The organism is Embleya sp. NPDC055664, from assembly GCF_053618075.1.
Map to the genome: position 1 here is coordinate 23,380 of NZ_JBSHGZ010000063.1, position 11,985 is coordinate 35,364.

Below are 11,985 nucleotides of genomic sequence, written 5' to 3' on the forward strand. Positions count from 1 at the left end.
TGGGCTCGTGTTGTGGGCCGAGGTCGGCTTGCCGTCCTCAAGCGCCGGACGGGCTGGGGTTTGGCCCGGCCGGCGCTTGGACGGTGGTCCGTGTTTTCGGTTATGGGATCGGGGTGGTCATGTCTGTGGTGATTTCTGTGGGGGTCAGGGCTCGGTTGTAGATGCGGATGTCGTCGATCAGGCCGGCGAAGTGTTCGCCCCAGATGGTGTTTCCGCCGATTTTGAGGGCGCCGCCCTCGTCGATGATCGGGCCGGTGTGTGGGGTGGCCCGGACCTGGATGCCGTTGACGTAGAGGCGCAGGGTGGTGCCGTCGTACGTGGCGGTGAGGTGGGTCCAGGTGTTGGTGGGTAGTGGTGCGGTGCCGTCCGCGTAGGTGTCGTTGTTGGTGCCCGTGGTGTTGATGGACGTGTTGGGTGCGGTGGTGCCGTTCGCGTACAGGGCGTAGGACAGGCCGCCCCCGCGTTCCTTGAGCAGGATCGAGCGCCAGCCGGTGATCGCGGTGGGTTTGACCCACGCCTCCAGGGTCATGCCCGTGGTGAGCGTCAGGCGGGCGCTGTGCGGCACCGTGACCATCGATGAAGTGCCGTTGAAAGACAGGGCGTTGCCGGTGCGGCCGGGTACCCATGTGGCGCCGGCAACGGTGCCGTTGTTGCCCTGTCCGGTGCCGTCGACCAGGACCGTGCCGCCGGCGGCGTTGAAGCCGTATTGCGCCATCAGCCCGGGTACCGGCCCGTCGACCTCGCGGAACGTGGCGGTCAGGGTGAGCGGTGTCGCGGGTGCGGTGATGTTGTGTGCCGCCGCGCCGCCGTCGGACCAGGACGCGAACTCGTAGCGTTTGCCGTTCAGCGTCTGCGGCGACGGCGCCGCGATCGACGAGGTGCCGCCGACGATCACCGTGCCGGTGAACGGTGCCGGGCGCTGGGACGAGAACAGGCCCAGGGTCAGGCCGGGCGGATTCGAGGCGAGGGTGATGTCCACCGTCCGCGGATCCAGGCGCACGCTCGTGGTCCCGGTCAGGCCGCCGGAGTCGGTTGCGGTCAATCGCAGTTCCAGCCAGGACGGATACTCGTGGTCGACCGCGGTGAAGGTGCCGGAGGCGCCGTCCTGTGCGGTGATCTGGTGCTCGTGGCAGCTGGTCGGCGTGGTGCAGTGGTGCATGACGATGCGCCAGTTCAGGCCGCTGCCGGGAATGGCGCCGTCCTGGGGGTCGCTCGCGTGCCCGGTGAAGGCGATCGGGTCGCCCACCTTCCAGGTCAGCGTCGACGCCGGGGAGTCGATCACCGGTACCGGCGGCGAGTTGCCGGCGGTGACGGTGATCGGGGCGGAGTCGCCGGTCAGCCCGACCGGGTCGGTCACCCGCAACCTGGCGCGATAGGTGCCGGGCACGGTGTACGTGTACGACGGGTTCGCCGCGGTCGAGTCGTCGAACGCGCCGTCGCCGTCGAGGTCCCACGCGTACGTGAGGGTCTCGCCCGGATCCGGGTCGGTGGAGGCGGATCCGGTGAAGGCCACGGTCAGCGGGGTGCTCCCGGTGGTCGGCGTGGCCGAGGCGACCGCGGTGGGCGCGCTGCCGGTGTAGCGGATCCGGTGGATCGCGCCGTCCTCGAAGCCGACGTAGTACACGTCGCCCTCGGGGCCGGTGGTCAGCTGCACCGGATTGCTGTTGGTGACGAACGCCTGGCGCGTGGCCGGGTCCGGGAGACCGTCGGCGCCCGCGCGCATGCTCCAGATGCACCGCCGACTGTGGTCGGCGAAGAACATCGCGTCGCGGTAGGCGGCGGGGTAGCGCTGTCCGCTGTAGAAGGTCACCCCGGAGATCGCCGAGCCGTTGCCGGTCGGGCAGCCGTCGCCCGGCGCCACCACCGTGCCGTGCCGGTACGCGTAGTAGGGCGCCTTGACCGCGCCCGCGCCCTCCGCGTACAGGCCGGCGCACAGGTTCAGGCCGATCGACTCGTAGCCGCCCTGGCGGGCCGAGCCCTCGTAGCAGGGCCAGCCGAAGTTGGCCACGGCCGTGCTCGACGGGGTCAGCCGGTCGATCTCCTCCCACGTACTCCAGCCCACGTCGCCGAGCCAGACCTCGTTGGTGCCCGGCCGGAAGCCGAACCGGAACGGGTTGCGCAGGCCGGCCGCCACCAGCCGACGGGCGTTGGCGTCGGCGTTGCCCGCGAGCGGGTTGCCGGGCGCGCCCGCGCCGGTGGCCGGGTCGATCCGGATGATGCTGCCGTTGAGCGCGAACGGGTCGCCCGCGGTGCGGAAGTCCTGGGCCCGCAGCGCGCCGCCCTCGGCGTTCGGCGCGGTCAGTACGGTGCCCACCGCGGCGGTGCCGTCGGCGCACGGATTCGCCGGGATCGGCTCCTTGCCCGGGATCGCGCCGCTCGCCGGGGTCTGCCCGTAGTCCGCCCAGTCGAAGCTGGCCCCGTCCCCCGCGGACGCGTACAGGTAGCCGTCCGGGCCGAAGGCGAGCGAACCGACCGAGTGCGACGGGAACTGCTGGCACCAGCCCTCGACCAGCACCTGCTCGGGACCGGCGGTGTTCCCGGTCGCGGTCAGCCTGCTGATCCGGCCGGTGATCAGACACCCCTTCGCCTGGGCGCCGGGCGGGTCGGGGCACCCGTCGTCGGCGCCGGTGGCGGTGCCCCAGTAGGGCGCGGAGCCGCCGGGGCGCGCGTCGTGCGCGTACATCACGTACACCGACGGGTCGGTCGGGAAGTTCGGGGCCAGGGCCAGGCCGAGCAGGCCGCGATCCCAGAAGTTGTGCACCTGCGCCCGCAGATCGGTGAACACCGTGGGTGTGGTGTCGGTGAGCGAGTCGAACACCTTGACGACGCCGGACTTCTCGGCGACGAAGATCCGGCCGTCCTTGGCGAAGGCCACGTCGATCGGCTGGGACAGCCCGGTCAGTACCGGTTCGTCGGCGAACTTCGGCGGTACGGCGGCGGCTCGGGCCGTCGCGTCGCGCGCGGTCGGCGGGGAGCCGAAGAGTTCGGGGCCGGGTGGGCGCGTGGATGTGCTCGACGTACTCGTGGTCGCGGCCGGCGATGCGCCGGCCGAGGGTATCGACAGTGCCAAGGAGGCGAACAGCGCGACGGCGCACGCAAGCCGGGTTCGTCCCCGGTGCACCTGCCGTCCCGCGTATCGCGAGTGTATGGAACCGGACATATATGTCCCCCTGTTCCCCCTGTGCGCCTGGCAGTTGTGGCGCCACATCTGCACCATAGGGTGACTCGCCGGGCGTAGGCCGACTTTTCGGCAACCTCATCCGCCCCCGGTCACCCGCGTGCGCCGGATCCCGTGACCACTTGCGGACGCGCGCGTTGTTGTTGTGAAGAGGGAGCGAAGGTCGACCCGGAGACGGTCCGCTCGACGGCGGGAGGTGGCAAGGTGGAACGTGGTACGACGGGGACACACGATGCCCATGCGCGGCCGCCTCGGTGCGCGCCGCGTCGGTGCTCAACGATCTTGTCACGAACCCGGCGCCGGGTATCGGTGCGCCGGCCGCGCCCGGCACACTGATCACCGGTTTCCGCCCCCGGGTGCCCGGACTCGTCCCAGGTCGCGCCGGTGCGTCGAGGAACCACGACGGGGAGCACAGGGAGTGGCATGAGCGGCGGCGGCAGGCAACGGCCGGAAGAGGACGGGGAGCAGCACCTCGGGGACGAACCGCCGCGGCCGTCGGCCGGCGACCGGGAGGTCTCCGGGGGCGACCCGTGGAGCGACTCCTGGGGTGACGACGCCTATCTGGACGAGCTGTTCGGGCCGCGCCCGGGCCGAGGCGCCTCGGCGCCTCGGCAGAATGCGGACGATTCGGGCGAGGTCGCGACGGACGGCGCGGGCGGGTTCGGGACCGACGGCTCCGGCGGGTTCGGCGGGAGCGCGGCGGGCCTCGACGCCGCGAAGTCGGGTGGGAGCGCTCCCGGGTTCGGGACGGACGGGTCGGGCGAGCCGCCTTCGGGGCGGGGCCAGTCGATGCGGGGCGAGCCGATCCGGATCGACGACGACTGGTCGGACCCGGCCCCGAGCGGGCGGGCCGGCAGCGACGAACCCGGGCCGAGCGTGCTGCGGCTGTACGCGGGCGACCTGCTCCTGACCTTCGGCGGCGTGGACGGCACCGACGTCGTTCCGGTGCCCGCCGGCGCCCGGCCGCCGCGCCCGTCCAGGCTGCCCGGTTCGGTGCCCTCGACCGACCCCGAACCGCTGGGTCGCGGCGTCGAGATCGCCGAACTCACCGGGCTGCTGCAACGCGGTACGTCGGTGCGGATCGGCGGACCCGCCTCCAGCGGGCGCACGACGCTGCTGCGCCGGCTCGCCGCGCTCGATCCCGCCGACGCGCCGGACGGGGTGATCCTGCTCGACGGGCGCCGGCGTGGCCTGGACGACCTGCTCCAGCAACTGCACGACGCGTGCTTCGCCGGACCCGCCTACCGGCCGACACGTGTGCAACTGGCCCGGATCCTGGCCGACGTGGCCGCCCTCGTGGTGATCGACGACCTGGACATCGGCCCGGAGGACATCGCCGAGCTTCTGCGTATCGCCCCGGAATGCGCTTTCCTGGTGGCCGGGCCCGAGCTGGTCGACCCGATCGCGCGCCGGGATTCGCCGCTGCACGAGATCACCCTGCGCGGCCTGCCGCAGGAGGCGTCCTTCGATCTGCTGCGCCGGGTCGCCGGGCGCGAACTCGACGACGAGGAGCTGTCCTGGGCCTCCGCCCTGTGGTTCCAGGTGGGCGGCCACCCGGGGCGGTTCGTCCAGGCGGGGGCACTCCTTGCGCGGCGCGAGCGCGGCCGTTACGGGCTGCTCGACGACGGCGCGGCGGACGGCGCCGGCGAGTTGCCCTCGCCCGGGGACCCCCGGCAGTTCGTACCGCGTCTGGTGCCGTTGGTGTCCGCGTCGGCCCAGCAGGTGTTGCGACTGGCCTCCGCGCTGGACGGCGAACTGCCGGACCCGGTACACCTGCCGGCCCTGACCGGCGCGGTGGACGCGGTGGGCGCCGCCGACGAGCTGGTCGAAGCCGGGCTCGCCGCCTGTGAGTTCGGCCGCTATCGGCTCACCGGAGGCACCGCCGAGGCGGTCGCCTCGATCGTGCGCGGGCCGTCCTCGTGGGCGGTGGCGGCCATACAGCACTTCACCTGGTGGGTCTCCCACCCGTCGGTGACTCCGGCCGAGATCGCCCGCGAGGCGGACACCATCCTGGCCTGCCTGCGCGAGTCCGAGCGGCTGGGCAAGGCCGGTTCGGCGCGGGCGCTGGCCCGGGCGTCGGCGCCCGCGTTCGGCGCCTCGGCGCGGTGGGACACCTGGGGCGAGGTGCTGGAGCTGGGCTTGGCCTCGGCGCGCGAGGCGGGCGCCTCGGCGGCGGCGGAACACGCCTGGTTCCGCCACGAGTTGGCGATCCTGGCGTTGTGCACGGGCGATCCGGAGGGCGCGCGCGAGGAAGCGGTCGCCGCCACCCGGATGCGCGACGTCGGCTCGGACAAACGTGGACTGGCCGCGGACCGGCGGGTGTTGGCGCTGGCCGGGGGCGACCGGGCGGCGGTCGCGGCGGTCGGCCGGGAAGGCGCGGCCGGGGCCGAGCGGGGTGGGATCGGTCGGCGCGGCGTGTTGATGACGGCCGGCGCGGCGGTGGTCCTGGTGGTCACCCTGGCGGCGGTGGTCGCGATGGGCTCCGACTCGCCGGATCGGGGCGATCATCGTAATCCGGTGGGTTCGACGGGCTCGGCGACGCACGACCCCAACACGCCGAACCGGGGGCCGGAGGCCGACCCCAGGGTGGACCGGGACAAACCGCCGCCCCCGACGGGCAGCCGCAAGCCCGGGGCGAGTGGGGTGACGTCCTCGGCCGCCACGACGGCCCGCGAGACCACGGCGCCGAACACGAGCGCCCCGGCCACCGCGCCGCGCTCGTCGGCTCCGGCCGGCTCGGCGTCACAGAGCACGACTTCCGCCCCGACGAGCGCTCCACCCCCCACCACGCGCGCGCCGTCGCCGACCTCGACCACCCCGCAGTCCCCTGTCGGCGACGTGAACGTGCCGGTCGGGGGCTGACCGCCACCCGCGCCGGCCGGGGCGGGCGGGTCCGGACTCGGGTCAGTGTGCCGCCTCGCGCAGGACAGGGAGCACCTCCTTGCCGAGGCGGGCCACGTTCTCCAGGGTGCTCGCGCCCACTCCGGCGCCCTCGGCGAACAGCAGGAAACGGTTGATGCCGGTGCGCTCGGCGGTGCGCGAGAGGCGGCGGACGCAGTCGGCCGGCGCGCCGATCGGGTGGATGCGACACAGGAAGTCGGTGTACTCGACCGGGTCCCGCATGTGCCGCTGCCGGCCGTCCACCGTCACGTGCGCCGACAGGCCCCGGCGCAGCCACTTGGGCATCGCATGACGCAGTACCTCGACCGCCTCGCGCCGGGTGTCCGCGACGTAGGCGACCGCCGCCGCGGCGTGCTCGACCGCCTTCGGGTCCCGCCCGCACGCGGACGCCGCGCACTCGTAGGTGCGGACCATCGCCGCCTTCTCCGCGTCGTCCGCGTGCATCCCCAGGAGCATCGGCAGCCCGTGCCGCGCGGCGAGCGACGCGGTCTCCCGGGAGGTGCACGCGACGATCACCGGAGGGTGCGGGTAGGTGCGCGGACGGGGCACCACCGGCACCTTGCGGAAGGAGAAGTGCTCGCCCTCCGCGCCCACCCGCTGGTGGGTCAGCCAGCGCATCAGCAGGTCCAGCGACTCCGCGAACGCCTCGTCGTGCCGTCGCAGCCCGGTGCCGAAGACCTCCAGGTCCACCCACGGCCCGCCGCGTCCCACGCCGAGGGTGAAGCGCCCCCCGGACAGCTGGTCGAGCAGCGCGGTCTGCTCGCCCAGGGCCACCGGATGCTGGTTGGACAGGACGCTGATCGCCGTACCCACCCCGATCCGATGGGTACGCCCCAGTAGCATGGAGGCGAAGGTGACCGCCGACGGGCACAACCCATACGGCACGAAATGGTGTTCGGCGATCCACGCCTCGTCGAATCCGGCCTCCTCCGCGGCGATTCCCGCGTCCATGGCGGCGGTGAGCACCGCACCGTGGTCGCCCGCGTCGAACTGCGCCGCCAGCAGGAAGATGCCCACCCTCATCGCGTCCTCCTCGTCATGTCGTGGCCGATGCCGATCGGCCGGTCCCGCCGGACGTCGCCGGCGGGGGCGGGTGTGGGGGACAGGGCGCCCACACGACAACACAACGCGTGAAGGCGCGTGTAGGTAATCCTTCACGCGTGATGGTTTTTTTACCCGATCGGGCGGATATCGGCGCCCACGACGTCATCCGTCGAACATGGGGCCGAATGTCCGAACGTACGTTCGGGACGGATCGAGGCGAACGGCACATCCCACCGGCCTGTGCCTGTTCGGCAGGGACTGCGATACTCCCTGGAAACCCGCGGTACTACTTCGCAGTAACCAAGGCGTACTCCCGGTCGGGAGACGCCATTTCAGCAGCGAGGAGCACAGCAGATGAGCCGTGACATCAGCACGGTCGGCGTGGTCGGCCTGGGCACCATGGGCGCCGGCATCGTCGAGGTCCTGGCCCGGGCCGGACTGACCGTCGTGGGCGTGGACGTCTCCGCCGCGGCCGTCGCGCGCGGCCGGGCCCGGATCGCCGAGTCGACCGCCCGCGCCACCGCGCGCGGAAAGCTCACGGAAGAGCAGCAGCACGACATCTTCGAGCGGGTCACCCTCGGCACCGACCTGACCGCGGTGGCCTCGGCCGACCTGGTTCTGGAGGCCATACCCGAGCAGCTGGCGCACAAGCAGGCGCTCTTCGCCGAGCTGGACAAGATCTGCGGCCCGGAGACGATCCTGGCCACCAACACCTCTTCACTGTCGGTCACCGAGTTGTCGGTGGCCACCACCCGCTCCTCGCGCGTGGTCGGGCTGCACTTCTTCAACCCGGCGCCGGTGATGAAGCTGGTCGAGGTGGTCCGCACCGTGGTCACCGAGCCCGACGTGCTCGCCGACGTGGTCGCGCTCGCCGAACGCCTCGGCAAGTCGCCGGTGGTGGCCGGCGACCGGGCCGGGTTCATCGCCAACGGGTTGTTGTTCGCCTACCTCAACCACGCGGCGTCGATGTACGAGCAGAAGTACGCGACGCGCGAGGACATCGACGCGGCCATGCGCTTCGGCTGCGGCCTGCCGATGGGTCCGCTCGCGGTGCTCGACCTGGTCGGGATCGATACGGCGTACGAGATCCTGGAGCAGATGTATCGCCAGTCGCGCGATCGCCTGCACGCGCCCGCGCCGATCCTCAAGCAGATGCGCACCGCGGGGCTGCTCGGGCGCAAGAGCGGTCGCGGCTTCTACACCTACGAGCAGGCCGGATCCCCGGTCGTGGTGGCCGAGCCGGGCGGGGCCGCGGCGGTCGCCGGCACCCCGCGCGAGGTGCACGCGGTGGGCGTGGTCGGCACCGGGACGATGGCCACGGGCATCGTCGAGGTGTTCGCCAAGTCCGGCTACGACGTGGTCTATGTGGCGCGCAGCGAGGAGAAGGTCGAGCGGGTGCGCGGGGCGCTGGTGCGCTCGCTGGACAAGCAGATCCAGCGCGGTCGGCTGACCGAGGAGGCCAAGGCCGAGGCGCTGGCCCGGGTGACCGGTACCACCCGGCTCGACGATCTCGCCTTCGCCGACCTCGTGGTGGAGGCGGTGGTCGAGGAACTGTCGGTGAAGCAGGCCCTGTTCGAGAACTTCGACGAGATCTGCAAGCCCGGCGCGATCCTGGCCACCACCACCTCCTCGCTGCCGGTGATCGACTGCGCGGTGGCCACCTCGCGGCCCGCCGACGTGGTCGGCATGCACTTCTTCAACCCGGCGCCGGTGATGAAGCTGGTCGAGGTGGTGCGGACGGTGGCCACCTCCGACGACGTGGTGGCGACCATCCACGAGGTGTGTCGACGCACCCGGAAGCATGCGGTGGACTGCGGGGACCGGGCGGGCTTCATCGTCAACGCGCTGCTGTTCCCGTACCTGAACGACGCGGTGCGCATGCTCCAGGCCAACTACGCCGGCGCCGACGACATCGACACCGCGATCAAGCTGGGCGCGGGTTATCCGATGGGACCGTTCGAACTGCTCGACGTGGTCGGGCTCGACGTCTCGCTGGCCATCCAGAAGGTGCTGTTCGCGGAGTTCCGCGAGCCGGGCTGGTCGCCGGTGCCGCTGCTCGAACACCTGGTCACGGCGGGCTATCTCGGGCGCAAGACCGGGCGGGGCTTCCGGGACTACGCGAAGCGGTAGGCGCTCGCCGGGCGAGCGGGCGGCCGGAGCGCGCCGGGCGGCGCCGGACCGTGCCGGGCGGCGCGCCGGGCGGAAGTAAGTAGTACGAGAGGGGTACGGGCGCATGCGGTGCGTGCACCCGTACCCTTTTTGTGTGCCGCGTCGTAACAAGCCAACCAGCCGCTCCCGGTCCGTCGACCGGGGCGAGCCCCGCGATCCCGGCCTCGGTTTCGAGGAGCGCGAGTCGGGGGCCGACGGGGAGTGGCTGGTGCGCCCGATCAGCGGGCAGGCCGCGACCAAGACCTATCGGTGCCCGGGGTGCGACCACGAGATCGCCCCGGGTGTGCCGCACGTGGTCGCGTGGTCCGCCGACGGGCGGGTCGAGGAGCGTCGGCACTGGCACCGGCCGTGCTGGAACAGCCGAGGGCAGCGGCGGATCACCCGGCGGCGGTAGCGGCCTCGTCGACGGCCGGCATCCGGGTGCCCCGCGCGGGTCGGGTGGCGGCGGTGGCGGTGCCCAGGAGGGCCAGCGCGGGTACGGTCACCGCGAGGACGAGCGGGACGAGCAGTGCGGCGGCGGAGACGGCCACGTGCAGGCCGGCCGAGCCGACCAGGCCGGCCCGCGAGCGGGCGCCGGTACGCAGTCGGTCGCGCAGGTTGAGCGCGGCCCAGACCGACCAGATCGCGACGACCAGGCCGAGCACCGCGAAGAAGCCGATGCCGACCGTGCCGACCAGCGCGCGGTTGTCGGTGCCGCGGTCGTCCAGGGTCTTCAGGACCAGGATCGGCGCGACCACGCCGCAGCCGAGGACCGCGGCCACCGCTTCGGCGAACAAGGTCGTGATGGCCGCGTACGTCACGATCCCCCGGGTGAACGTCATAACGCGCGATCGTGCCGGTTGGGCGAGGGTTTGTCGAGAGTGCGTTCGATAGGTCGGGCCGCGCGGGTCGGTCGGGTGGGTCGGATCGGTCGGGTCGGTGGGGTGGGTCCGGCCGGGTCGGTCGGGTGTTCGGGGCCGGGGCTTCAGCCGCCGCGGCGGCCAACTCCTTCCCCGTGGCCGGGGCCGGCGACGCGATGGTCTCCCTGGTCGGATTCACCACCGGCTCGTTCTTTCGCGCAGCACGGATTTGCGGACCTTGCCGGCCGCCGTCAGGGGGAGCGCGTCGACGAACTCGACGCTCCTGGGCGCCTTGTACCCGGCGATCAGCGTCTTGACGTGGGCCCGGAGCCGTTCGGCGGTCAGCTCGTGTCCGGGGTGCGGCACCACGACGGCGTGCACCCGCTCGCCCCACCGGGGGTCGGGCACCCCGATCACCGCGCAACAGGCCACGTCCGGATGGGCGTTGATGGCGTTCTCCACCTCGGCGCTGTACACGTTCTCCGCGCCCGTGACGATCATGTCCTTGAGTCGGTCGACCACGGTGAGGTAGCCGTCGGCGTCCATGAAGCCGAGGTCGCCGGTGTGCATCCAGCCGTCGCGCAGGGCCTGTTCGTTCTCCTCGGGCCGGTTCCAGTAGCCCGTCATCACGTGGTCCCCGCGCGAGACGATCTCGCCGATGTCGCCGCGCGGCAGCTCGTTTCCATTCGGCCCGACCACACGTACGTCGGCGTGCAGGCAGGGGCGGCCCGCCGAGCGCAACTTCGCCGGGTCGCCGGCCAGGTGGTCCTCGGGCAGCAACAGGGTCGCCAGCGGCGACAGTTCCGTCTGTCCGTACGCCTGCACCAGGGCGACGCCCGGCAGCGCGGCCAGGACCTGGTCCAGGAGCGCGCTGGTGATCGGCGAGGCGCCGTAGGTCAACATGCGCAGCGAGGACAGGTCGTGGTCGGCGAACTTCGGGTGGTCCAGCATCATCCGGAGCATGGTCGGCGCGAGGAAGACCTCGGTGATCCGCTCCCGCGCGATGATCGCGGCGGCCCGCTCGGGGTCGAAGGCCGGCAGTACCACCTGGGGGATGCCGAGGATCGAGGTCATCAGCGACACCCCGAACCCGGCGATGTGAAACAGCGGGGCGGCGTGCAGCACGCGGGCGTTCGGGGTGATCCGGTAGGCGGCGGTGGCGACCAGGCCGCCCATGGCGGAGGCGAGCAGGTTGTCGTGGGAGAGCATCACGCCCTTGGGGAAGCCGGTGGTGCCGCCGGTGTAGAAGACACCCGCCAGGTCGCCGCCGCCCCGCTGCGCGTCGGGGACCGGGGCGGTTGCGGCGATCAGGTCCTCGTAGCCGTGCATGCCGGAATCGGCCGGCGGATTGTTCATGTGCACCACCACGCGCAGACTCGACGAGGCCGCACGCAGCGCGGGGACCAGGGCGGCGAAGGCGTCGTCGACGATCAGGACGCCGGTCCGCGAGTCGTCGAGGGAGAAGGCGATCTCGGCCGGGCTCCAGCGGATGTTGACCGGGTTCAGCACGCCGCCGGCCCAGGGGACGGCGCTCAGGCACTCCAGGTAGCGGGCGGAGTTCAGGGCGAGGACGGCGACCCGGTCGTAGGGGCCGACGCCGAGGTCGCGCAGCGCGCCCGCGAGCCTGGCCACCCGCTCGCGGAGGTCGCGGAACGTGGTCCACGCGGCGCCGTCGACGACGGCTTCGCGGTCGGGGGTCTGCTGGGCCCAGCGGTGCAGCGGCAGGGTGATGCCCATGGGACGACTCCTCGCGCGGGGGAGGGGAGGGTGGCCGACGGGGTGTGGTGGAGGCGGCGGCCGGTTCGGGGGCTCCGGCGCCGGGCGGGAATGCGGCGGCGCGGGCGTGCCGTGGGG

Annotated in this window: 7 protein-coding genes; 3 read left to right on the plus strand and 4 right to left on the minus strand. The window is 72.6% G+C overall.

Annotated elements, in window-relative coordinates; all coding sequences use genetic code 11:
* Positions 1 to 100: 100 nt before the first annotated feature.
* A complete protein-coding gene (locus tag ACWGR4_RS46710; protein ID WP_452130311.1) occupies positions 101 to 3,070 on the minus strand; it encodes a LamG-like jellyroll fold domain-containing protein in 2,970 nt (989 codons plus the stop codon).
* 531 nt (positions 3,071 to 3,601) lie between these two features.
* Between ACWGR4_RS46710 and ACWGR4_RS46715 the strand changes: the two genes are divergently transcribed.
* On the plus strand, positions 3,602 to 6,040 hold the full coding sequence (locus tag ACWGR4_RS46715; protein ID WP_452130312.1) for a hypothetical protein: 2,439 nt from the start codon (positions 3,602 to 3,604) through the stop codon (positions 6,038 to 6,040).
* Between the two features lie 42 nt (positions 6,041 to 6,082).
* Here ACWGR4_RS46715 and ACWGR4_RS46720 read toward each other — a convergent pair whose 3' ends face one another.
* Positions 6,083 to 7,102 (minus strand): LLM class flavin-dependent oxidoreductase, encoded by a 1,020-nt coding sequence (locus tag ACWGR4_RS46720; RefSeq protein ID WP_452130313.1) that lies wholly within the window; start codon positions 7,100 to 7,102, stop codon positions 6,083 to 6,085.
* Between the two features lie 375 nt (positions 7,103 to 7,477).
* Here ACWGR4_RS46720 and ACWGR4_RS46725 point away from each other — a divergent pair, with 375 nt between their 5' ends.
* Positions 7,478 to 9,253: a 3-hydroxyacyl-CoA dehydrogenase family protein gene (locus ACWGR4_RS46725; protein WP_379995000.1), complete on the plus strand. Its 1,776-nt coding sequence runs from the start codon at positions 7,478 to 7,480 to the stop codon at positions 9,251 to 9,253.
* Positions 9,254 to 9,386: 133 nt separating this feature from the next.
* The gene (locus tag ACWGR4_RS46730) at positions 9,387 to 9,686 is read left to right on the plus strand and encodes a hypothetical protein (protein ID WP_126637299.1); all 300 of its coding nucleotides are present in this window, start codon (positions 9,387 to 9,389) and stop codon (positions 9,684 to 9,686) included.
* On the opposite strand, the gene ACWGR4_RS46735 is transcribed toward ACWGR4_RS46730, so the two are convergent.
* Both ACWGR4_RS46735 and ACWGR4_RS46740 read right to left on the minus strand, forming a co-directional pair.
* The gene (locus ACWGR4_RS46735) at positions 9,670 to 10,113 is read right to left on the minus strand and encodes a hypothetical protein (protein WP_379995003.1); all 444 of its coding nucleotides are present in this window, start codon (positions 10,111 to 10,113) and stop codon (positions 9,670 to 9,672) included. The two genes, ACWGR4_RS46730 and ACWGR4_RS46735, sit on opposite strands and share 17 nt — an antisense overlap.
* Before the next feature lie 213 nt (positions 10,114 to 10,326).
* Positions 10,327 to 11,868, minus strand: coding sequence for a long-chain-fatty-acid--CoA ligase (locus tag ACWGR4_RS46740; RefSeq protein WP_452130314.1), 1,542 nt, complete (start codon positions 11,866 to 11,868; stop codon positions 10,327 to 10,329).
* Positions 11,869 to 11,985: the final 117 nt, after the last annotated feature.